General features: G+C 73.3%; 20 protein-coding genes. 10 read left to right on the plus strand and 10 right to left on the minus strand.

Annotated elements, in window-relative coordinates; all coding sequences use genetic code 11:
• Nucleotides 1–41: 41 nt before the first annotated feature.
• From ctaC to AB1207_RS01610, 5 genes are all read left to right on the plus strand, one after another.
• Nucleotides 42–980 carry an aa3-type cytochrome oxidase subunit II gene (gene ctaC / locus AB1207_RS01590; protein WP_367636013.1) on the plus strand — a complete coding sequence of 313 codons (939 nt, stop codon included), beginning with the start codon at nt 42–44 and terminating at the stop codon, nt 978–980.
• Nucleotides 980–2,746 (plus strand): aa3-type cytochrome oxidase subunit I, encoded by a 1,767-nt coding sequence (gene ctaD / locus AB1207_RS01595; protein WP_367636014.1) that lies wholly within the window; start codon nt 980–982, stop codon nt 2,744–2,746. The genes ctaC and ctaD overlap by 1 nt, the downstream gene beginning before the upstream one ends.
• A 3-nt stretch (nt 2,747–2,749) precedes the next feature.
• Nucleotides 2,750–3,151 (plus strand): cytochrome c oxidase subunit 4, encoded by a 402-nt coding sequence (locus tag AB1207_RS01600; RefSeq protein WP_367636015.1) that lies wholly within the window; start codon nt 2,750–2,752, stop codon nt 3,149–3,151.
• A gap of 226 nt (nt 3,152–3,377) precedes the next feature.
• The gene (locus tag AB1207_RS01605; protein WP_367636016.1) at nt 3,378–4,586 is read left to right on the plus strand and encodes a L,D-transpeptidase; all 1,209 of its coding nucleotides are present in this window, start codon (nt 3,378–3,380) and stop codon (nt 4,584–4,586) included.
• A gap of 8 nt (nt 4,587–4,594) precedes the next feature.
• Entirely contained in the window at nt 4,595–5,527 is a 933-nt protein-coding gene (locus AB1207_RS01610; RefSeq protein WP_367636017.1) for a lysylphosphatidylglycerol synthase transmembrane domain-containing protein, read from the plus strand.
• Between the two features lie 46 nt (nt 5,528–5,573).
• Here AB1207_RS01610 and AB1207_RS01615 read toward each other — a convergent pair whose 3' ends face one another.
• The 5 genes from AB1207_RS01615 to ctaE all read right to left on the minus strand — a co-directional run bounded on the left by AB1207_RS01615 (nt 5,574) and on the right by ctaE (nt 10,774).
• Nucleotides 5,574–6,335 carry an SDR family oxidoreductase gene (locus tag AB1207_RS01615; RefSeq protein ID WP_367636018.1) on the minus strand — a complete coding sequence of 254 codons (762 nt, stop codon included), beginning with the start codon at nt 6,333–6,335 and terminating at the stop codon, nt 5,574–5,576.
• A 109-nt stretch (nt 6,336–6,444) separates the two neighbouring features.
• A complete protein-coding gene (gene qcrB / locus AB1207_RS01620; RefSeq protein ID WP_367636019.1) occupies nt 6,445–8,118 on the minus strand; it encodes a cytochrome bc1 complex cytochrome b subunit in 1,674 nt (557 codons plus the stop codon).
• On the minus strand, nt 8,115–9,146 hold the full coding sequence (gene qcrA, locus AB1207_RS01625) for a cytochrome bc1 complex Rieske iron-sulfur subunit (RefSeq protein WP_367636020.1): 1,032 nt from the start codon (nt 9,144–9,146) through the stop codon (nt 8,115–8,117). Before qcrA ends, qcrB begins: the two co-directional genes overlap by 4 nt.
• 58 nt (nt 9,147–9,204) lie before the next feature.
• Entirely contained in the window at nt 9,205–9,999 is a 795-nt protein-coding gene (gene qcrC / locus AB1207_RS01630) for a cytochrome bc1 complex diheme cytochrome c subunit (protein WP_367636148.1), read from the minus strand.
• 115 nt (nt 10,000–10,114) lie between these two features.
• The gene (gene ctaE / locus AB1207_RS01635; RefSeq protein WP_367636021.1) at nt 10,115–10,774 is read right to left on the minus strand and encodes an aa3-type cytochrome oxidase subunit III; all 660 of its coding nucleotides are present in this window, start codon (nt 10,772–10,774) and stop codon (nt 10,115–10,117) included.
• A 306-nt stretch (nt 10,775–11,080) separates the two neighbouring features.
• Here ctaE and trpD point away from each other — a divergent pair, with 306 nt between their 5' ends.
• Nucleotides 11,081–12,139, plus strand: coding sequence for an anthranilate phosphoribosyltransferase (trpD, locus tag AB1207_RS01640; RefSeq protein WP_367636022.1), 1,059 nt, complete (start codon nt 11,081–11,083; stop codon nt 12,137–12,139).
• A 25-nt stretch (nt 12,140–12,164) separates the two neighbouring features.
• On the opposite strand, the gene AB1207_RS01645 is transcribed toward trpD, so the two are convergent.
• The 3 genes from AB1207_RS01645 to AB1207_RS01655 form a co-directional block, all read right to left on the minus strand.
• Nucleotides 12,165–12,443 (minus strand): Lrp/AsnC family transcriptional regulator, encoded by a 279-nt coding sequence (locus tag AB1207_RS01645; protein WP_367636023.1) that lies wholly within the window; start codon nt 12,441–12,443, stop codon nt 12,165–12,167.
• Entirely contained in the window at nt 12,440–14,224 is a 1,785-nt protein-coding gene (locus AB1207_RS01650; RefSeq protein WP_367636024.1) for a DEDD exonuclease domain-containing protein, read from the minus strand. Before AB1207_RS01650 ends, AB1207_RS01645 begins: the two co-directional genes overlap by 4 nt.
• A gap of 61 nt (nt 14,225–14,285) precedes the next feature.
• Complete coding sequence (locus AB1207_RS01655) at nt 14,286–14,915, minus strand: DUF4328 domain-containing protein (RefSeq protein ID WP_367636025.1); 630 nt, start codon at nt 14,913–14,915, stop codon at nt 14,286–14,288.
• A 220-nt stretch (nt 14,916–15,135) separates the two neighbouring features.
• Here AB1207_RS01655 and AB1207_RS01660 point away from each other — a divergent pair, with 220 nt between their 5' ends.
• From AB1207_RS01660 to AB1207_RS01670, 3 genes are read left to right on the plus strand one after another with little or no spacing between them, the layout of a single operon-like run.
• Entirely contained in the window at nt 15,136–15,384 is a 249-nt protein-coding gene (locus AB1207_RS01660) for a hypothetical protein (RefSeq protein WP_367636026.1), read from the plus strand.
• A gap of 7 nt (nt 15,385–15,391) precedes the next feature.
• Nucleotides 15,392–16,567, plus strand: a complete 1,176-nt coding sequence (locus AB1207_RS01665) for a hypothetical protein (RefSeq protein ID WP_367636027.1) — start codon at nt 15,392–15,394, stop codon at nt 16,565–16,567.
• Nucleotides 16,564–17,745 carry a glycosyltransferase family 4 protein gene (locus AB1207_RS01670; RefSeq protein WP_367636028.1) on the plus strand — a complete coding sequence of 394 codons (1,182 nt, stop codon included), beginning with the start codon at nt 16,564–16,566 and terminating at the stop codon, nt 17,743–17,745. The genes AB1207_RS01665 and AB1207_RS01670 overlap by 4 nt, the downstream gene beginning before the upstream one ends.
• On the opposite strand, the gene AB1207_RS01675 is transcribed toward AB1207_RS01670, so the two are convergent.
• Nucleotides 17,648–19,027, minus strand: a complete 1,380-nt coding sequence (locus AB1207_RS01675; RefSeq protein WP_367636029.1) for a hypothetical protein — start codon at nt 19,025–19,027, stop codon at nt 17,648–17,650. The two genes, AB1207_RS01670 and AB1207_RS01675, sit on opposite strands and share 98 nt — an antisense overlap.
• Nucleotides 19,028–19,043: 16 nt before the next feature.
• A complete protein-coding gene (locus AB1207_RS01680; protein WP_367636030.1) occupies nt 19,044–20,843 on the minus strand; it encodes an AMP-dependent synthetase/ligase in 1,800 nt (599 codons plus the stop codon).
• Between the two features lie 236 nt (nt 20,844–21,079).
• On the opposite strand from AB1207_RS01680, the gene AB1207_RS01685 reads away from it, so the two are divergent.
• On the plus strand, nt 21,080–21,760 hold the full coding sequence (locus AB1207_RS01685) for a hypothetical protein (RefSeq protein ID WP_367636031.1): 681 nt from the start codon (nt 21,080–21,082) through the stop codon (nt 21,758–21,760).
• The last annotated feature ends 62 nt before the right edge of the window (nt 21,761–21,822 follow it).

A 21,822-nucleotide genomic window follows, 5' to 3' on the forward strand; every position in this document is an offset into this window, starting at 1 on the left:
GAAACGTCCCCGTTCACTGCTCGCACGTGGAGAGGCCGACGTTGGGTACGCGAGACTCGGGCGCGACGCGTCGTCGCCGTCCCCCCAAGGCGCTGGTCGCCGGCGCCCTCACCGGCGCTGCGGCGCTGCTGCTGACCGGGTGCGCGGGGGACTGGCCGGAAGCGTCGGCGAGCAACTTCTTCCTGCCGGACGCCAGCATCGGCGCCACCGACATGACCCCGCGGATCTCCCAGCTGTGGGACGGGTCCTGGATCGCCGCCCTCGTGGTCGGCGTCCTGGTCTGGGGTCTGACGATCTGGTGCGTCGTGGCCTACCGCCGTCGCAAGGACGACCCGGAGCTGCCCGCGCAGGTCCGCTACAACATGCCGATCGAGATCCTCTACACGATCGTCCCGGTCATGATGGTCGGCGTCCTCTTCTACTACGTGGCGCGTGACCAGCAGGCCATCCTCGACACCTCCAAGACGCCGGACGTCACCGTCCAGGTCGTCGGCAAGAAGTGGTCGTGGGACTTCAACTACCTCGAGGGCAACGGCGACGCCGCCCAGCCGGGCGTCTACGACACCGGCCGCCAGGCGGACCTGACCGGTCGCGCCGGGGTGGAGCCCGAGCTGCCGACGCTGTACCTGCCGGTCGACGAGACGGTGCAGTTCGACCTGTACTCGCGCGACGTCATCCACTCGTTCTGGATCCCCGCCTTCCTCATGAAGATGGACATGATCCCGGGCAGCCCGAACAAGTTCCAGGTCACCCCCACCAAGGAGGGCGACTTCAAGGGCAAGTGCGCCGAGCTGTGCGGTGAGTACCACTCCGAGATGCTCTTCAACGTCAAGGTCGTCTCGGCGGAGGAGTACCAGCAGCACCTCGACGACCTCGCGGCCGCCGGCCAGACCGGGTCCCTGCCCACGACCCTCGCCGGGGCCGAGGAGCTCGCCGGCGTCCAGGCCGACTCGGTCCACTCGAACGAGGAGGAGAACTGATGGCTGCTGAGAGCCTCGACCTGCCCGGCGCGGCAGCGCGCGTCACCTCGCGCCAGCCGCTCGGTGCGGTCGTCCCGCGCTCCCGCGGTCGCGTCATCGCCAACTGGTTGTCCAGCACCGACCACAAGGTCATCGGCAACCTGTACTTCATCGTCTCGTTCATCTGGTTCCTGCTCGGCGGGATCATGGCGCTGCTCATCCGCGCCGAGCTCTTCGAGCCCGGCATGCAGGTGTTCGCCACCAAGAACGAGTACAACCAGGCCTTCACCATGCACGGCACGGTGATGCTGCTGCTGTTCGCGACCCCGCTCTTCTCGGCGTTCGCGAACGCGATCATGCCGCTGCAGATCGGCGCGCCGGACGTGGCCTTCCCGCGCCTGAACATGTTCGCCTTCTGGCTGTTCCTGTTCGGTGGCCTCATCGCCGGCGCCGGTTTCATCACCCCCGGCGGGGCGGCGAGCTTCGGCTGGTTCGCCTACGCGCCGCTGAGCGACGTCGTCCACTCCCCGGGGCTGGGCGGCAACCTCTGGGTCATGGGCCTGGCGTTCTCCGGGTTCGGCACGATCCTCGGTGCGGTCAACTTCATCACCACGATCATCTGCATGCGCGCCCCCGGCATGACGATGTTCCGGATGCCGATCTTCACCTGGAACACGCTCATCACGAGCGTCCTGATCCTCATGGCCTTCCCCGTGCTGGCCGCCGCGCTGCTCGCGCTGGCCGCGGACCGCATCATGGGCGCCCACGTCTTCGAGGCCGCCAACGGTGGCCCGATCCTGTGGCAGCACCTGTTCTGGTTCTTCGGGCACCCGGAGGTCTACATCATCGCGCTGCCGTTCTTCGGCATCGTGACGGAGATCTTCCCGGTGTTCAGCCGCAAGCCGGTCTTCGGGTACAAGGGACTCGTCTTCGCGACGATCTCCATCGCCGGGCTGTCCGTGACCGTGTGGGCCCACCACATGTACGTCACCGGCAAGGTCCTGCTGCCGTTCTTCGCCTTCATGACGATGCTCATCGCCGTCCCGACGGGCGTGAAGTTCTTCAACTGGCTCGGGACGATGTGGCGCGGGTCGCTGACCTTCGACACCCCGATGCTGTGGTCGGTCGGCTTCCTGGTGACGTTCCTCTTCGGTGGTCTGACGGGCGTCATCCTGTCCGCGCCGCCGCTGGACTTCCAGCTGTCCGACTCCTACTTCGTGGTCGCGCACTTCCACTACGTCGTCTTCGGCACGGTCGTGTTCGCGATGTTCGCCGGCTTCTACTTCTGGTGGCCCAAGCTCACCGGGAAGATGCTGCACGAGGGCTGGGGCAAGCTGCACTTCTGGCTGCTGTTCGTCGGGTTCCACACGACGTTCCTCATCCAGCACTGGCTCGGTGCGGCCGGCATGCCGCGCCGCTACGCCGACTACCTCGTGGGCGAGGGCTTCGAGACGATGAACCAGATCTCCACCATCGGGTCGTTCGTCCTGGGCCTGTCCTTCCTGCCCTTCCTCTGGAACGTCTACCGGACCGCCCGCTACGGCGAGAAGGTCACCGTGGACGACCCGTGGGGCTACGGCGCCTCCCTGGAGTGGGCCACGTCCTGCCCCCCGCCGCGGCACAACTTCACGTCGCTGCCGCGCATCCGCTCCGAGCGTCCCGCCTTCGACCTGCACCACCCCGAGGTCGCGGCGCACGACAACCACGACGGTGGCGGCAACCTGCTCGATGCGGTGTACGGCGGCTCCGACCGTCGCGGCCGTGAAGACGTCCACGGAGGGCACTGACCGATGAAGCCTGAAACCTGGCTGTTCTCCGGCGGGATCCTGTTCTTCATCCCCGTCGCCTTCGTCTACGGGATGCTGACCCGCTGGGAGGAGTGGGTGGGCTTCATCGCCCTCCTGCTCACCGGTGGTCTGGCGCTCCTCGTGGGGACGTACCTGACCATCACCGCCCGCCGCATCGACGAGCGCCCCGAGGACAACCCCCGGGCCGACATCTCCGAGGGTGCCGGGGAGCAGGGCTTCTTCTCCCCGCACTCGTGGTGGCCGCTGTACCTGGCCGCCGGTGGCGCGGTCACGTTCTTCGGCGTGGCCGTCGGCTGGTGGCTCTGGCTCATCGGCGTCGTCATCACCGTGCCGATGATCGTCGGCTGGGTGTTCGAGTACTACAAGGGCGAGCACGCCCACTGAGACTGCTCGGCCCGAGGGCCCCGCACCGGACCGGTGCGGGGCCCTCGTGCGTTCCGGGGCCGTGTCACCGATCTGTCACACCGGTCGTGCAACGCGGTGGACCTGCGCGGCGTCCCTCTGGTGGACCGCCGAGGTGACACCATGGTCGGCGGGGGAAGCACGAGAGGGGCGTTCGCGCCCGGGGGAGAGCACGTCTGTGATCCAGAGTCACGTCCAGTCCGCTGCGGTGCGTCGACGCACGCTCGTGGGGGTCCTGCTGGCCGCCGCCGCGGTCCCGTCCGTCGCGGCCTGCCAGTCCGAGAACGGGACCGGTGCCGCCGCGGGAACGGGCGCGGGACCGTCGGCCTCGCCGTCGGCGACACCGCCGAGCTTCACCGTGACCCCGGCCGCCGCCGCGGTGGACGTCCGCCCGGACGCCCCGGTCACCGTCGCCGTGGCCGACGGCAAGCTCACGGACGTCACCGTCACCGCGCCCGACGGCACCCCGGTGCCCGGCGCCCTCGACGCGGCGGGCACGACGTGGTCCTCCCAGGCCCCGCTGACGGTCGCGACGGCCTACACCGTCCACGCCGTCGCCGCGGGGTCCTCCGGAGCGTCCGCGACGCACGACAGCACCCTCACCACGCTGACGCCGGGGGCGACGGCCTTCCCCGCGGTGGCGCCGCTGTCCGGGCGGGAGGTCGGGGTCGGCATGCCCGTCATCGTGACCTTCGACTCCCCGGTGGCGAAGGACCGCCGCCGCGTCGTGGAGCAGAACCTGCACGTCACCGTCACCCCGGCACCGGTCGCCGGCTCGTGGAGCTGGCAGTCCGACTCCAAGGTCGAGTACCGCCCCGAGCAGTACTGGCCGGCCCACTCCCAGGTGCACGTCGACATCGACCTCGGGGCCGTCGAGGTGGCGCCGGGGGTCTGGGGCAAGACCCGCGACATCGACTTCACGATCGGCTCGGCCATGGTGAGCACCGTCGACATCGCCGCCCACACGCTGACCGTCACCCGCGACGGGCAGGTCGTGAAGACCATCCCCGTGACCCTGGGGCAGTCCGGCAGCGGGGGGAAGTTCGTCACTCGCAGCGGGACCAAGGTCATCATGAGCCTGGAGGCGTCGCGGCAGATGAACTCCGAGACGACGGGGATCGGGCAGAACGACCCCAACTACTACAACGTCAACGTGAAGTACGCGCTGCGCGTCACGAACTCCGGGGAGTTCCTGCACGCCGCGCCGTGGTCGGCGTCCTCGCAGGGCCGGGCCAACGTCAGCCACGGCTGCACCGGCATGAGCACCGAGGACGCGAAGTGGATGTACGACAACTCCAAGGTCGGGGACGTCGTCGTCTACACCGGCAGCGACCGTGGCATCGAACCGGGCAACGGGTTCACCGTGTGGAACGAGACCTACCAGCAGTGGCAGCAGGGTTCGGCCCTGAGCGCCTGAGCGGGCGGGTGACGGCCCGCCGCCGGGCGTGGCGGGCCGTCCTCGTCGTCGCCACCGTGGTCGCCGTCGTCGTGCTCGCGCGGCGGTTGGAGGCGGCCGATCTGGGGGAGCGGCTGCGGTCGGCGCGACCGGAGTGGGTGCTCGCCGCCGCGGTGTGCTCGCTCGTGCCGCTGTTCGGCAACGTCGCCTCGATGACCGCGTTGTCGCCCGTGCGCCTGCCGGTGGCGCGCACGTCCGTCCTCTGGCTGGCCACGTCGTTCGTCAACCTCGTCACCCCGTCCAGCACCGGCGGGGTGGCGCTCACGGTGCGGTACCTGCAGCGGCGGGGGCTCCCGCTCGCCGTGGCCGTGACGACCATCGGCATCGTGCAGTCGACGTCCTTCGTCGTCACGGGGGTGCTCGTCGTCGCGGGTCTGCTCGGCGCCGGGCGGTCGACCGAGTCCGCCGTCAGCGTCCCCTGGCCCGTCGTGGGGGCGGGCACCGTGGCCCTGGCGACCGCGCTGGTCGCAGTGCGCCTGCACCCGCAGTGGCGACGCTGGGCGGCCGAGCGGGTGGTCGAGCCCGTGCGCGCGGAGTGGCCCGCCCTGCGCCGCGTCCTGACCCACCCGGGCCGGGTCGTGGTCGCCGTCGCCGGCCACCTGGCGGTGCCGCTGGGGTTCGCCGCCACGCTGTGGTGCGCGGCCCGGGCCGTCGGGGGACAGGCGCCCCTGCTGCTGCTGGTGCTCGTCGTGGTGGGCAGCTCCGCCGTCACGGCTGCCGTCCCCGTCCCCGGCGGCATCGGAGCCTCGGAGGCCGCGCTCACGGCGGGGCTCGTCGCCTGCGGGCTGGCCCCGGAGGCGGCCCTGTCCGCCGCGCTGCTGCACCGGGCCCTGACCTTCTGGGTGCGGGTGCCGCCGGCCTGGGTGGCGCTGCTGTGGCTGCGGCGCCGGCGGGCGGTGTGAGCGGGGCCGGGAGCGTCCCGCGGTCTCCGGCCCCGCCCCTGCCGGCTCAGCCGGTGAAGGAGGAGATGTCCCCGACGTAGCGGGTGTGGTCGGCCGGGATCGGCTCCACGGCGGCGAGCGCGACCTCGGCCGCGAACTCGGCGACGTCGTACAGCTTGCCGGCGGCCTCCTTGCGGGTGGCGAGGGCGCCGGGGTTGGACCGCTCGAGCAGCGTCGCGGTGATGGTGCCCTCGATCATGTCGCCGGACACGACGACGAACTCGACGCCTGCGGCCTCGATCGTCGGGATGAGGGCGCGCAGCGCGTCCTCCCCGGCCCGCTTGCTGCGCGCGACCGGTTCGTACTCCGGCATGGTCGGGGTGGTCTTGATGAAGTGGGCCTGGTGGCTCGTCACGAACACGATGCGCGAGCCCGGCGCCAGCAGGGGCAGCGCGGTCTCCAGCGCGTTGACCTGGGCGTCGCGGTTGAGCTGCATCGCGTAGTCCTCGGCGACGCCCTGTTCCATGCCGCCCGAGGCGTTGAGGACGAGGACGTCGAGCCCGCCCAGCTCGGTCTGCACGCGGTCGAACATCGCCCGCACCGACGCCGGGTCCGTGAGGTCGGCGGCGACGGCGGTAGCGGTCGCACCGCCGGCGGTGAGGGAGGCGACGAGCTTCTCGGCACGGACGGCCTTGTTCCGGTAGTTGACGACGACCGAGGCGCCGGCCTCGGCGACGTACGTCGCGGTCTGGGCACCGATGCCGCGGGAGGACCCGGTGATGAGGACGCGCTTGCCGGAGAGGCTGCCGGGGGCGAGGGGGTTGGTCACGGGGGAGGAGCCTAACTGCTCGTCGGGACGGTGTGGTGGGGCGTGGGAGAGGGCTCGCCCACGCAGAAGGGCCCCGAGCCGGTGGCTCGGGGCCCTTCAGGTGGCGGCGTCAGCCGTGGGTCGTCTGCGACGTCCCGATCGCCGGGTTGTCCGCGCGGTCGAGCTCGTCGGCGTGCGCCTGACCGAGCTCGCTGTGGTGGTCGTGGTGCGCCGCGGCCAGTTCGGCCGGGGTGACCGGCTCCACGCGGTCCTCGAAGTAGAACTTCGAGAGGCGGCGCTGGACCTTGCCGACGATCGTGTCCGGGTTCCCGGCGTCGACGCGGTCCTCGATCTCCATGGGACGCAGCGAGTCGTGCTGGACGAGCGTCCAGCGCTCGAGGTCCGTCAGGGGAGCGTGGACCTCGATGAACTCGCCGTGCGGCAGGCGGACGATCCGCCCGGTCTCGCGACCGTGCAGCGCCTTCTCGCGGTCCTTGCGCTGCAGCCCGAGGCAGATGCGCTTGGTGACGACGAACGCGAGGGCCGGCAACGCGAACACGAGGACGCGCAGCGACCGCGTGATGTCGTTGATCGACAGGTTCATCATGTGGGCGATGATGTCGTTCCCGCCGGAGATCCAGAGCAGGATGTAGAACGTCAGCGCCATGACGCCGAGACCCGTGCGGGTCGGCTGGTTGCGCGGGCGGTCCAGCAGGTGGTGCTCACGACGGTCGCCCGTCGCGGCCTGCTCGATCCACGGGTAGAGGACCATCACGCCCATCGTCAGGAGGATGACGACCGTCGTGGGGATGAAGATGTTCATCGAGAACGTGAAGCCCCACAGCGTGAACTCGAACCACCCCGGCATGAGGCGGACCGCACCGTCGAGCCAGCCCATGTACCAGTCCGGCTGCGAACCGGCGGTCACGGGGGAGGGGTCGTACGCGCCGTAGGCCCAGATCGCGTTGATCTGCACCAGCGCCCCGAGGGCCGCGATGACGCCGAAGACGATGAAGAAGAACCCACCGGCCTTCGCCATGTACACGGGGAACAGCGGGAAGCCGACGACGTTGTCCTCGGTCCGGCCGGGGCCGGGGTACTGGGTGTGCTTGTGCACGACGACCAGCATGAGGTGGACGGCGATCAGCGCCAGGATGACGGCCGGCAGCAGCAGGATGTGGATGGTGAAGAACCGCGGGATGAAGTCCGTCCCGGGGAACTCGCCACCGAACAGGAAGAAGCTGATGTAGCTGCCGACCACCGGGACGGCCAGGATGATCGCCTGCGCGATGCGGATCCCGGTGCCCGAGAGGAGGTCGTCGGGGAGGGAGTAGCCGGTGAAGCCCTCGAAGACGGCCAGGATGGCGAGGATCGAGCCGATGACCCAGTTGACCTCGCGCGGCTTGCGGAACGCGCCGGTGAAGAACACGCGGGCCATGTGGACGATCGTGGCGGCGACGAAGACCAGAGCCGCCCAGTGGTGGATCTGGCGCATGAGCAGCCCGCCGCGGATGTCGAACGACAACCGCAGGGAGGACTCGTACGCCTCGGAGACGTGCTGGCCCACGAGGGGGATGTACCCGCCCTGGTAGGTCGTCTCGGCCGCGCTCGGCTCGTAGAAGAACGTCAGGAACGTCCCGGTCAGGAGCAGGATCACGAAGCTGTACAGCGTGATCTCACCGAGCATGAACGACCAGTGGTCGGGGAAGATCTTCCGGGCGAACCCGTTGACGACCTTGCTCGCGCCGACGGTGTCGTCGGCGAAGTTGGCGACGCCACCCGCCGCCTTGTCGATGGTGCTCATCCGCGCTCCCAGAAGCTCGGGCCCACGGCTTCGTGGAAGCCGCTCGTCGCCACCAGGTAACCCTCGTCGTCCACTGCGATCGGCAGCTGGGGGAGGGCCCGCTTGGCGGGGCCGAAGATCACCTTGCAGTCCTGCGTCAGGTCGAACGTCGACTGGTGGCAGGGGCACAGCAGGTGGTGGGTCTGCTGCTCGTACAGGGCCACGGGGCAGCCCATGTGGGTGCAGATCTTCGAGTAGGCGACGGTTCCGTCGACGCCCCACTCGTTCTGCTTCTCGCTCAGGAGGTCCTGCTCCAGCCGCATGATGAGCACGGCGGACTTGGCCTTCTCGTTCAGGGGGTGGTCGACCTCTTCGATGCCTTCCGGCAGCACGTGGACGACCGAACCGAGGGTGACGTCCGCGGCGCGGATGCGACCGCCCTCGGGGTCCTTGGTGAGGTGCACGCCCTCCTTCCACATGGTCGTGGAGAGGTCGTCGCCCGGCAGCGGCCCGGTGTCGCGGAAGAAGAAGACCGCGGGGATCGGGAAGAGCGCCAGGGCCCCGATGAGGGTGTTGCGGATCAGCGGGCGGCGGCCCAGGCCGGCCTCGGCGGCACCTTCCTTCAGGAGCGCCACGGCCTCCTCGCGCTCGGCCGTCGTGCCGCGCTGGCGGTGGCGCATGTCGATGCGCTCGTCGTCGGGCATGAGGGTCTTGGCCCAGTGGACCGCGCCGACGCCGAGGGCGAAGAGCGACAGGAACATCGACAGGCCGATGGCCTTCGTCGACCAGCTGACGCGGTCGAAGTCGCCGTTGTACTTGATCCCGACGATCGAGACGATGATCCCGATCGAGCCGACGATCGACAGCAGCAGGAAGAACGCGACCTGACGCTCGGCGCGCTTGGCGGCCTGCGGGTCGGTGTCCCCCATGCGGTGCCGGTGCGGCGGCAGCCCCGGGTTCTCGAAGCGGTCGGGAACGCCGCCCTCGGGCTTGGCCAGGGTGGACCCCGGCTGCCCGTGCGCCTCCTCGGCGCGTTCGATGTCGCTCATGCTCCCTGCCCGTCCGGTTCCTTCACGTTGCTCACTGCGGTGCTCACTGCGGTGCTCATCAGGAGGACTTCATCCCCAGCCACACCGAGACGCCGATGAGGGCGCCGATGCCGGCGATCCAGGCCACGAGGCCCTCGGACACCGGGCCCAGCGACCCCAGCGTCAGCCCGCCCGGGTCGACGCGGGTGTCCTCGCCGCCGCGGTCGGTCAGCCAGGCGATGATCGCCTTCTTGTCCTCGGAGCTGATGTTGTTGTCGTTGAAGACCGGCATCGACTGCGGGCCGGTCTGCATGGCCTCGTAGATGTGCTTGGCCGAGACGCCCGTCAGGTCCGGGGCGTACTTGCCGGCGGTCAGCGCGCCGCCCTTGCCCTGCGAGTTGTGGCACATGGCGCAGTTGGTGCGGAAGATCGCCGCGCCGCGCGCAACCTCCTCGTCCGAGACGCCGCTCGTGTCGAGCTGCTCCTCGGTCGGGATGGCCGGGCCGGGGGCGAGGGAGGCGATGTAGGCGGCCATCTGGTCGATCTGCTCCTGCGAGAAGCGGATCTTGTCGACCTCGGGGGCCTGGGCGCCGGACTGGGCCAGCGGCATGCGGCCGGAGCCGACCTGGAAGTCCACCGAGGCCGCACCCACGCCGATGAGGGAGGGGCCGGGGTTCTTCCCGTCGGTGACGCCGCCACCCTGCGCGTTGATGCCGTGGCAGGTCGAGCAGTTGGCGAGGAAGAGCTTCTTGCCGGCCTCGATGTCGTCGGCCGAGGCCGTCGCGGTGGTCGCCTGGGCCTCGCGGGGAGACAGGGCCGCGTACAGGCCCCCGACGAGGAGCAGCGCCAACGCGATCAGCACGACGACGGCCATGGGGTGGCGCCGTCGCGCGCTGAGTGCGGTGAGGGTCCTGGTCACGGTGCTGGTGCTCGCTTCCTACGGGGGCGTTCGGGACTGCGTGTGGGGAACGACGTCGAGAGCTCGTTCGTCACTTCAAGACGTAGATGACCGTGAAGAGGCCGATCCACACGACGTCGACGAAGTGCCAGTAGTACGAGACCACGATGGCGCTCGTGGCCTCCTGGTGGCCGAAGCGCTTGGAGGCGTAGGAGCGGCCGATGACCATGAGGAAGGCGATGAGCCCGCCGAAGACGTGGATGCCGTGGAAGCCGGTGGCGAGGATGAAGACCGAGCCGTAGGCGTTCGTGGCGATCGTCAGGCCCTCGTGCGCCAGCTCGGCGTACTCGAAGACCTGACCGGCGACGAAGAGGCCGCCGAAGATGTAGGTGAGGATGAACCACTCCTGCATGCCCCACTTGGAGAACTGCAGCAGGCCCCCGGTGCGGCGCGGCTGGAAGCGCTCCGCGGCGAAGACGCCGAACTGGCACCAGAACGACGAGATCACGAGGATCGTCGTGTTGACGCTCGAGAACGGGACGTTGAGCAGCTCCGGACCCGACTCCCACAGCGCCGGTGCCACGGAGCGGATCGTGAAGTACATGGCGAAGAGCCCGGCGAAGAACATCAGCTCGCTGGACAGCCACACGATCACGCCGACCGACACCATGTTGGGTCGGTTCACCGACCCGTGTGCAGGACTCGGGGTACTGCTCTGGACAGCCTGTGCACTCGCCACGGCGCCAATCATGCCCCACCCCTGGCGCGGTTCGCCGCTCGGGGACCGACAACGTGTCGTAGACCACCGTTCCGCCGGGTGGGGGAGGTTCGGCACACGGTGTGCGGAGGTCGTGCGCAGGGTGCCCGGGGCCGCTCGTCCGTGCGGGTGAGGGCCCCGGAAGTCAGGGGAACCTCAGTCCCGGATCACAGAACGGTCTCGATCTGCGACGGGTGTGCGCGGCGGGGCTCCCGACCCCGTCCGGGGCGTCCTCAGTAGGGTGCGGAGCGCTCCGGGGCCGCCGGGGCGCGCACCCCACCCGCAGGAGCCGAGGACGCCATGACCACCGCCGCACGCACGTGGGCCGGGCTGCTGACCGAGCTGCTCGCCGGTCACGACCTGACGGCGGAGCAGACCGGCTGGGCCATGGACCAGGTGATGCGCGGCGACGCGGGCGACGTCCAGCTCGCCGGCTTCCTGGTGGCGCTGCGGGCCAAGGGCGAGACGAGCCAGGAGCTGACCGGGCTGGCCGAGGCGATGCTCTCCCACGCGGTGCCGCTGTCCGTGCCGGGCCCGATCGTCGACCTCGTCGGCACCGGCGGGGACCGCGCCCACACCGTGAACATCTCCACGATGGGCTCGCTCGTCCTGGCCGGGGCCGGCCACCGCGTCGTCAAGCACGGCAACCGGGCCGCGACGTCCGCCTCCGGCTCGGCCGACGTCCTGGAGGCCCTCGGCGTGCGGCTGGACCTGCCGCCGCGGCGGGTGGGGGAGCTGGCCGTCGAGGTCGGCATCACGTTCTGCTTCGCCCAGGTCTTCCACCCGGCCATGCGGCACGCCGCCGGCGCCCGCGGCGGGCTCGGCGTCCCCACGGCCTTCAACGTCCTCGGCCCCCTGACGAACCCGGCGCGCGCCGGGGCCACGGCCGTCGGCGTCGCCGACCGCCGGATCGCCCCGCTCGTGGCCGACGTGCTGGCCGCCCGCGGCACCCAGGCCCTCGTCTTCCGCGGCGACGACGGCCTCGACGAGCTGACGAGCACGGGCCCCGCCCGCGTCTGGGTCGTCGACGGCGGCACCGTCACCGAGGTCGGCCTGGACCCCGTCGCCCAGCTGGGGTTGGCGCCGACGACCCTGGCGGACCTGCGGGGCGCCGACGCCGCGCACAACGCCGGTGTCGTGCGGGACCTGCTGGCCGGCACCCGCGGGCCCGTCCGCGACGCCGTCGTCCTCAACGCCGCCGCCGCGCTCGTCGCCGCGGGCGTCCGGGCGCCGGGGGGTGCGGGGCCGGCCGAGGGGCTCGTGGACCACCTGGCCGAGGGCATGCGGCAGGCGTCGGCCGCGCTGGACTCCGGCGCGGCCGCCGACGTGCTCGACCGCTGGGTGCGGGCCTCCGCCTGACGCGCGCCCGGTGGGGCCTAGACGCTCAGTCGACGCCGAGGGCGAAGGCCGACTCCAGGTCGTGCCGGGAGTAGGCGCGGAAGGCGATGTTCGTCGTGGTCGAGACGACGCCCTCGACGCGGCTGATGCCGCCGGCGATGACGTCGGCCAGGTGCTCGTGCTCGCGCACCCGGACCATGACGACGAGGTCGACGTCGCCCGTGACGGAGTACACCTCGCTGACGCCGTCGATCTCGGCGAGGGCCTGGGCGACCTCGGGGATGCGCCGGCCGTCGCAGGCCACGTTGACGATGGCGGTGATCACGCGGGTGAGGCTACCGCCGTCGCCGCCAGTCGGCTCCGTGCCCAGCCCGCCCCGCGCACCGGGCACGTCCAGGGCGAGGTGTCCGGGTCCTGCACGGCGACGAGGCGCACCCCCGGCTGCTCGAGCCAGCCGAGGAGCGCGTCGGTCTCCTCCACCAGCAGGCCGGGGCGCCCCGGTCCGGGCGGGGCGACGACCTCGCCGGTGGCCCGCAGCGCCTCGATGTGCGGCATGGGATCGGACCCGCGCGGGGTCAGGCACGTCCCGGCCAGCCGCCCGTAGCGGATGAGCACGACCTCCCACCCGCCCGTCGGCCAGCCGGGCGTCGGCGCGCTGCGGCGGGCGGCGACGATCTCCGGGCTCGCCGCCACCGGGCCGCGCCGCTGGGCGCGGTCGGCGGCCTGCAGGAACGCCTCGAGGCGGTCGCGGGTGCCGGCGGCCTCCTCGTAGCGCTCCTGGGCGGCGAGGGTCGTCAGCCGCGCCCGCCCGTGCTCCAGCGTGGCGGCGGCGTCCTCGCGCAGGGCCCGGCGGACCTGCTCGACGACCTCGGCGTACGACTGCGCGTCCTGCCCGCCGCGCGCCGTGCCCAGGCAGGGCGCCCCGCAGCGGCCGATCTCGGCCAGCACGCAGGCTCCCTCCCCGTCGGCCTTCGGCACGCGCGGGATGCGCCGGGTGCACTGCCGCAGCGGGTGGACGTCGTGCAGCGCGGCGACGGCCAGCTCGGCCGTGCGGGCCGAGCGGAACGGTCCGAGGTACTCCGCGCCCTCGGCCGTGTCGTCGCGGACCTGCTTGACGAGGGAGAGGCGCGGCCACGCGTCGGCCGTGAGCTTGACCCAGGTGACCTTCTCGGGGGCCTTGGAGCGCCGGTTGTACGGCGGGGCGTGCTCGGCGATGAGGCGCAGCTCCCGCACACGCGCCTCCAGCGGCGTCTCGCACACGACCGGCACCACCGTCGTCGCCGCGCGGACCATCTCGGTCATGCGCGGGCGGCTCTCCGAGGCCGTGAAGTAGGACCGGACCCGGCGGTGCACGTCGACCGACGTCCCCACGTAGAGCACGCGGCCGACGGCGTCGCGGAACTGGTAGACCCCCGGCGCCGACGGCAGGCCGACGGCGAGGTGCTTCTTGGCCCGGCGGGCCGGGTTGACCGCCGTCGCGGTGAACGCCGCCAGGTCCTCCAGGGAGTGCACACCCCGGTTGCCCACCCGGGCCAGCAGCGCGTGCAGGACGTCGACCGTGGCGCGGGCGTCGTGCAGGGCGCGGTGGTCGGGGGTCGTGGTGGTGCCGAACAGGCGCGCGAGCGTCCCGAGCTTGCGGTTCGGCGCCTCGTCGCGGTCGACGAGCTGGCGCGCCAGCACGACGGTGTCCACGACCCGTGGACCCGGCCACGGGCGGCCGGTGAGGGTGCAGGCCGCCTTGAGGAAGCTGACGTCGTACGGGGCGTTGTGGGCGACCAGCACGGCCCCGCGGTCGAAGCCGGCGAACTCCAGGAAGCTCGGCAGCACCTCCGGCGTCGAGGGGGAGGCCGCCACCATCCGGTTGGTGATGCCGGTCAGGACCTGCACGAAGGCGGGGATGGGGGAGGCGGGCCGCACGAGCGTCTGGAACTCCCCGAGGACCTGACCGCCGCGGACCTTCACGGCGCCGATCTCGGTGATCTCCGCCCCCGACGGCGGCCCGCCGGTCGTCTCGAGGTCGAGGACGACGAAGGTCACGTCCGCCAGCGGCTGCCCGAGGTCCTCGAAGCTGGCCTGGAAGCTCGCGGGTGCGGTGGTGCCGGGCATGGGGCGGACGCTAGGCGAGCGCTCCGACACGACCCCGCCGCGACACGCGGCGGACCGTCCGTCAGGGGGTCTGGAGGGCCGTGGCCGTCCGCACGACCCTGACCCAGGCGGCGAGGGCGACGCCGAGCACGGCGACCCCGAGGAGCTGGACCGTTCCCGCGGCCGGACCCACCCCGCCGCCCACCCAGCTGCTGGTGCTGGTCAGTGCCTGGCTCGCCACCCAGGTGCCCCACCACAGCGCCAGCGGGGGCCGGGGCAGCCGCCCCGGGTGGGCCGCGGCCGAGGCGGTCAGGGCGTCGCGGACGACCTGGAACGGGAACCACCAGCAGACGACGGGGACCATCCAGCCCGCCCACGCCCAGCCGCGCGAGCGGACGTGGTGGTGGAAGGGCGACATCCGCTCGGCGTTGCGGCGCACGCGCAGCAACCAGACGGAGGTGACGACGAGGGTCGCCAGCCAGCACACCGTCGACAGGGCGAAGACCTCGGGCGCGACGCCGAAGGCGCTCGTCGGATCGGCGCCGAAGGACGAGAGCGCCGTGAGGAGGTCCACCGCCACCACCACGGCCGACAGCACCAGGACCGCGGTGGCCAGGCCGCCGACGGGTTCGAGGGGGCCGGCCGGGGGCGGGGTGAGGACCCAGGGCGAGCCCGGGTCCGACTGCTGCCACGAAGCCTGCGGTCCGTCCACGTGTCCCCCTCGTCGTCGGTCGTGACGACCGTAGCGAGCGTCCTGCCGGCGCGAACGGCGTTCCCGAGAGGGACCGGGTGCCTCAACGGGTTGAGGGGTGGGGTGGGCACGTCGCCGGCACGGCCCCTCGAACCCCTGTTCGACCCTCGTGTCGGAGGTGGGTGCTTCAGTGCGCAGCACCGGTCGCGGTGGCCGGTCCTGACGAGCTGGAGGTCCCCCGGTGCTCATCGACTGCGACAGCTGCACGGCCCGCCCCCTGGCCTGCTCCGAGTGCGTCGTCTCCGTCCTGCTGGGCCCCCCGCAGGAGCGCTCGCTCGACGCCGAGGAGGTCGGCGCGGTGGAGGTGCTGGCCGCCTCCGGCCTCGTGCCGCCGCTGCGGCTGCAGACCGGTCCCGCGCACCGCTCGCCCCGGGTGGCGCGGGTCGTGGGGCTGCCGTCCGCCCCGGCGCCGGGACGCCAGGCGGGATGATGGGCCCGTGCCCCCGCGTCCGCCGGTCCCGCGGCGCTCACTCCTCTTCGTCCCGGCCCTCGCCCTCGCGGCGTGCGGGCCGGGGGACCCCGCCGGCCCCACCGTGCCCCCGTCCCCGGGGGCGGCACTGGCCGCTCGCCGTCGGGCACTGCTCGCGGGCGACCTCGACCGTGCCGTCGCGGTGGTCGGCCCGGACGAGCGGGAGGCGCTGCGCCGCGCCGACGCCACGGCGCTCGCCGCGGGGTTGGACGACTGGGCGGTCGAGGGGCTCCCGGGGGCCGTGGAGTCCGCCGGTCAGGGGCGGGGTCTGCTGCGCGTGCGGGTCGCGGGGGAGGCGCGCGCGGTCGCGTCCGGGGTGGTGGTCCGCTGGGACGGCGCGCTGCACCTCGCCGCCGACACGCCACAGCCCTGGGACCTGTCCGCACCGGTCACGGCCCAGCGGGTCGCGGGCGGGGTCGTCCTGCACGTGGGCGACCCGTCGGCGGTCGGCCGGGAGGTCGCAGACGGTCTGGCCGACGCCACCGCGCGCGTCGACGCCGCCTGGGGCACCGACTGGCCGCGGGGGACGGCCGTCGTCGTCGTCCCGGACGCGGCCGACGTCACCCGGCTGGCCGGGACCGGCGGCGACGTCGACGCCGTCGCGGTCGGGCTCGACGCCGACCTGGCCGACGGGGCGCCCGCCGGTGTCCGCGTGGTCCTGTCGACCGAGCGGTTCACGGCCCTGTCGCCGCTGGGACGCGCCGTCGTCCTCACGCACGAGCTCGTCCACGTGGCGACCCGGGCGACGCCCCGCCCTCCGGGGGCCGTCGTGCCGCGCTGGCTCACCGAGGGCCACGCCGACCACGTCTCCCGTCGGGGCCGGGACGTCTCCGCCACGGCCCTGGCCGCCGCCCTGCTCGCCGACCCGGGCCGGCCGCAGGTCCCGGCCGACGCGGACTTCACCGCGGCCGACCCGGGCCGGGTCCAGATCGCCTACGCCGCCGCGTGGACGCTCGTGACGTCGGCGGCGCGCGCCGTCGGGCCACTGGCCGGGACCCCGGCCGTCACCGCGCTCGTGCGGGACGTGTGGACCGGCACCCCGCTGGAGGCGGCGTGCTCCGCCCGTCTCGGGCGGCCGTTCGCCGACGTCGTCGCGACCTGGCGCCGCGACGTCGCGACTCACCTGGTGGGGTGGGTGCCGTGAGCACCCTCGTCGTCACCAACGACTTCCCGCCGCGCACCGGCGGCATCGAGTCGTTCGTCCACGCCGTGGTCCGGCGGCTCCCCTCCCAGGGTGGCGGGCCGGTCGTCGTGCACACCGCCCGCCAGCGCGGGGACGCCCGGACCGACGCGGCGCTGGCGGAGGCGGGCGTCACCGTCGTGCGGGACCCCTCGCCGCTCCTGGTGCCGACCCCCGGGATCGTGCGCCGCGTGCAGCGCACGGCCCGCGAGCACGGTGCCGACCGCGTCTGGTTCGGGGCGGCCGCACCCCTGGGCCTCATGGCTCCCGCCCTGCGCGCGGCGGGGGTCGGGCGGACGGTGGCCACGACGCACGGTCACGAGGTGTGGTGGTCGAGCCTGCCCGGGTCGCGGACGGCGCTGCGCCGCATCGGTGAGGGCAACGACGTCGTCACGTACCTGGGGGACTGGTGCCGCTCGCAGGTGCAGCGCCCGCTCACGCCCGCCGCCCGGTCGCGGATGCGGCGGCTGACACCCGGCGTCGACACGGACGTGTTCCGGCCCGACGAAGGGGCCCGGCGCGCGGTCCGCAGGCGGTACGGCCTGGTGGAGCGTCCCGTCGTCGTCTGCGTTTCGCGGCTCGTGGCCCGCAAGGGCCAGGACGTGCTCGTGCGGGCCCTGCCCGCGCTGCGCCGGCTCGTCCCGGACGCGGCGCTGCTCGTCGTCGGCGACGGCCCGCACCGGACGGTCGTGGAACGGCTCGCGGACCGGACCGGCGTCCGCGAGCACGTCGTGTTCACCGGTGCCGTCCCGTGGGAGCAGGCTCCCGCGTTCTACGCGGCCGGGGACGTGTTCTGCATGCCGACGCGCACCCGCCTGGGCGGACTGGAACCGGAGGCGCTGGGCATCTGCTACCTCGAGGCGGCCGCGTGCGGCCTGCCCGTCGTGGCGGGCGACTCCGGCGGCGCGCCCGACGCCGTCCTGGACGGTGTGAACGGCGTGGTCGTCGACGGCCGGGACGAGGCCGCCGTGGCCCGGGAGGTCGCGGGCTTCCTCGCCGACCCCGTCCGGTCGCAGGCCTTCGGCGCCGCCGGGCGGGAGTGGGTCAGCCGCCGCTGGAGCTGGGAGGAGCAGACGCGGCGGCTCGCGGACCTCCTGGCCGGGACCGACGTGCCGGCCGACCCCGCGGGACCGTCGCGCTGAGCCGCGGCACCGCGCCGTCGCCGGCGGAGGCGGCAACGGCGAGCAGCAGGAGCGCCCCGACCAGCCAGAACTGGTTGTAGAACGCCTGCTTGTTGACGAGGTTGGCCGCGAACAGGACCGCTGCGCACCACGTCAGCAGCCCCGCGAGCCCGACGGGGTGCCGGCGCAGGGTCACCACGGCCGCTCCCAGCACGCCGAGGACGACGAGTCCCACGACCGGCAGCGGCAGCTGCACCCCCGTCTCGTTGAGCACGAGCGTGTAGAGGGTGTCGGCGAAGCGCAGCGGCGGCAGCCCGAGCATCGTGCGGACGGTGTCGTGCCAGAACACGCCGAGGTCGGCCAGGATCCACGGGGCCATGAGCACACCCGCACCCCCCGTCGCCGCGAGCGCGCGGCGCCAGCCGAACCGGGGCCAGACCGCCAGCAGCGGCAGCAGGGCCACGACGTGCTGCTTGCTCGCCAGGGCCACGGCGAGCGGAACGACCGACCACCACGCCCGGTCGGCCCGGACCAGCCACGCCCACAGCGCCAGGCCCACGAGCACGGTCGGCTCGGTCCACGCCTGCTCGACCAGCGTGCTCGACCCGGGCGCCAGGAGGAGCAGCGCCGCGGCGGCCACCGCACCCCGGCGCCAGCGCCCGACACCGGCCACGGCGAGCGCGCTGACGACGACGAGCGCGAGCATCGCCCAGCGGACGTCGCCGGCGATCCAGCGCCCCGGGGCCGACAGCACGGCCGTCCACGGCAGGTAGGCGAACGCGTCGGAGATGCCGGGGGAGCCCACCCACTGCCGGCCGTACACCGACTCGCCGCGGGCCGTGGCGTCCGCGGCCTGCTGCAGGATCACCCACACGTCGATCCGCGGCGCGGGGTCGCCGAGCACCACCAGAGCCCCGCTCGCCACCGCACCGACGAGCGCGACGGCCCCCGCCAGGACGCGCGAGGCGCCCCGCCCGGGCAGCAGCAGTCCCGCCGCGGCGATCGAGGCCACGCCCAGGGTCAGCTGCACCCCGGACAGCGCACGGGCGTCGAGGTAGGAGAACGGCGTCACCGTCAGGTGCACCAGTCCGACGACGGCCAGGACGGCCGACGGCACCCAGGCCCCCGTCCGGGGGGCTGAGCGGTCGGCGTCGTCGCGGGCCGTCCGGGCGAGCGCCACGACGACCGCCGCGACGACGACGTAGCCGGCGACGATCCACCAGCGGTAGCGGACGACGCTGTGGGTGGCCAGAGCCATCAGCGCCGTCCACGCCGCGAGCGCGGCCGCGTCCCGACGGGTCACCAGGAATACCGGATCGTCACGAGCTGTAGAGCGCCTCGACCTCGTCGGCGAGGTCGTGCAGGACCTCGTGCCGCTTCACCTTCAACGACGGCGTCAGGTACCCGTTCTCCACGGTGAAGTCCTCGGTCAGGACCCGGAACTTGCGGATGGACTCCGCCCGGCTGACCGACTCGTTGGCCTTGTCGACGGCGGCCTGCAGCACGGCCAGGACGTCGGCGTCGGCGCGTGCGGTGCCCAGGTCCAGCCCCGGCTTGCCGTGGTTGGCGCCCCAGGACGGCAGGGCCTCCTCGTCGAGGGTCAGCAGGCAGCCGACGTAGTGCCGCTGGTCGCCGACGACGACGGCCTGGGAGATGAGCGGATGGGCCCGCAGCCGGTCCTCCAGCGCCGCCGGCACGACGTTCTTGCCGTTGGCGGTGACGATGATCTCCTTCTTGCGCCCGGTGATCCGCAGCAGGCCGTCCTCGTCGATCGAGCCGAGGTCGCCGGTGCGGAACCAGCCGTCGTCGAAGGCGTCACGGGTCTCGTCGGGGCGTCCGCGGTACTCGGTGAACACCCCGACGCCGCGGGCCTCGACCTCCCCGTCGGGCGCGAGGCGCAGGTCGGTGCCCGGCAGCGGCGGCCCGACCGTCCCGATCTTCAGCCGCGAGGGGCGGTTCACCGTCAGCGGTGCCGTCGTCTCCGTCAGGCCGTAGCCCTCCAGGACGACGAGCCCAGCGCCCCGGAAGAAGTGCGCGAGGTGCTCGCCCATCGGGGCGCCGCCGGAGACGGCGAACTCGACGCGGCCGCCCATGAGAGCGCGCAGCTTGGAGTAGACGAGGCGGTCGAACAGCAGGTGCCGGACGCGCAGCGCGGGCGAGGGCCCGCCCGTGTCGAGCGAGCGCGACCAGGCGTCGGCGGTCGCGGCGGCCTGCTCGAAGATCCGGGCGCGCAGCTTCCCGCCCGCGGCGGCCTTCTGCTCGGCGCCGTTGTAGACCTTCTGGAAGACGCGCGGCACGGCGAGGATGAACGTCGGCCGGAACCCGCCGAGGTCGGGCAGCAGGTCCTTGGCGTCCGGGGTGTGGCCCACGCGGATCCGGCACACGAGGCAGAGCGCCTGGATGAACCGGGCGAAGACGTGGGCCAGCGGGATGAACAGCAGGGTCGCGGCGTCGGGACGGCGCAGCACCTCGGGGATCGCGGCCTCGGCGTTGCGGGAGAGGTCGAGGAAGTTGCCGTGCGTCAGCACGCAGCCCTTGGGGCGGCCGGTCGTCCCGGAGGTGTAGATGACCGTCAGCGCGTCACCCGGCCCCGCGACGGCGCGGGAGCGGTCGACGTCGGCGTCGGGGACCTCGCGGCCGGCGGCGCGCAGCTCCTCGAGCCCACCCGACTCCAGCGTCCAGACGTCCCGCAGGCCCGGCAGCCGGTCGCGCACCGAGGCGATCCGCGCCGCGTTGGCGCTCGTCTCGACGAAGCAGGCGACGGCGCCGGAGTCGGACAGGATCCACTCGAGCTGCTCGGGGGAGCTCGTCTCGTAGACGGGGACGGTCACCGCACCCGCGAACCAGCCGGCGACGTCGACGAGCGTCCACTCGTAGCTCGTGCGCGCCATGATGCCCACCCGGTCACCGGGCGTGATCCCGGCCGCGAGCAGCCCCTTCGCCACGCCCATGACGTCCCCGAGGAACTCGGCGGCCGTGACGTCGCGCCATCTGCCGTCGGCCAGCTTGCGGCTCGCCGAGACGTGGCCCGGGTCCTCGCGGGCCGTCTCGGCGACGCAGTCCGTCATGTTCCCTGTCGTGGCAGGAGGGACGAGCGGGGGCTCGCTGCTGCTCGGCACGGTGGTTCCTCCCGGGTCGGCCTCGCCGCTCTGCGAGGACGTGGTGTGCGGTCGTCGTGCGGTGGTGCTGGTGCCGCAGGTGGCCGGGGGGCCTCGCGGGTGGCAGCGACCCTACCGGCGGGCCCACCGCGCGCCCCGGGCACGCCACCGCGTCCCCCGTCCGGGTCAACGATCGCGGGCGCCCAGGGTTCCCCGGGCGCTCAAGGTGCGGGGCCCGGTTGCCGACGACGACAGGTGTGAGCCAGGACTCCCGCGCGCCGCAGCCCACCTCGTTCCTCGACGCGCTGCACCCCGCCGACGGCGACGACACCGACCTCGGCTGGGCCCCCCGCCGCGGCCCCCGGCACGACACGTCGACGTCGGCCGCGTTCGGCGGTGTCGAGGTCGGGCCGCCCGTCAGCCGGCTCGCTGCCCCCGAGGAGGCGCCCGCCCCCGTCGAGCCCAGCCCCCTCGCGGCGGCCCCCGTCGCCGCCGTGCCGGAGCGCTGCCCGTCCTGCGGGTCGCGGACCCGCCCCGAGGAGCGGTGGTGCTCGCTGTGCCACACCTCCCTGCTCCCCGTCCCGGCCCCGGTCGTCGCCGCGCCCGCTCCGACGGCCGTCCGACCGACCGCCGTCCCGGCCCCGGCAGCGCCTCGGGTGCTGGAGGACGAGGACGGCCAGCTCGCCCTCGACCTCGAGACCCTCGGCGAGACCTCCGGCAGGACCCCTGGCGGGACCCCTGGTGAGGCGCCCGACGCGCCGGCCCTCGACGAGGCCGAGGTCGACCGGATGCTCGGCGCCCTGTCCCGCGCGGGCGGCGCGGGCCTGCGGGGCCTCGGCAGCCGTCGCGCGAAGGTGCTGGTGGCGGCCGGCGGTGCCACGGGTCTGACGGCCCTGCTGCTGGGCGGGATGGCGGTGCTCGGGTCGGTCCTGGGCTGAGGCCACCGGGCGAGGGTCCGACGGCGCCGACCGGGTAGCCTCGGGCGGGCCCCGCGACTGCG

The sequence above is a fragment of the Kineococcus endophyticus genome, from assembly GCF_040796495.1.
Taxonomy (GTDB): domain Bacteria; phylum Actinomycetota; class Actinomycetes; order Actinomycetales; family Kineococcaceae; genus Kineococcus; species Kineococcus endophyticus.

Excerpts from the sequence above, each read along its gene's own strand:
- trpD (WP_367636022.1), top strand. The coding sequence starts at position 11,081 with ATGACCACCGCCGCACGCACGTGGGCCGGGCTGCTGACCGAGCTGCTC.
- AB1207_RS01650 (WP_367636024.1), bottom strand. The coding sequence starts at position 14,224 with ATGCCCGGCACCACCGCACCCGCGAGCTTCCAGGCCAGCTTCGAGGAC.
- ctaD (WP_367636014.1), top strand. The coding sequence starts at position 980 with ATGGCTGCTGAGAGCCTCGACCTGCCCGGCGCGGCAGCGCGCGTCACC.
- qcrB (WP_367636019.1), bottom strand. The coding sequence starts at position 8,118 with ATGAGCACCATCGACAAGGCGGCGGGTGGCGTCGCCAACTTCGCCGAC.
- ctaE (WP_367636021.1), bottom strand. The coding sequence starts at position 10,774 with ATGATTGGCGCCGTGGCGAGTGCACAGGCTGTCCAGAGCAGTACCCCG.
- qcrC (WP_367636148.1), bottom strand. The coding sequence starts at position 9,999 with ATGGCCGTCGTCGTGCTGATCGCGTTGGCGCTGCTCCTCGTCGGGGGC.
- AB1207_RS01600 (WP_367636015.1), top strand. The coding sequence starts at position 2,750 with ATGAAGCCTGAAACCTGGCTGTTCTCCGGCGGGATCCTGTTCTTCATC.
- qcrA (WP_367636020.1), bottom strand. The coding sequence starts at position 9,146 with ATGAGCGACATCGAACGCGCCGAGGAGGCGCACGGGCAGCCGGGGTCC.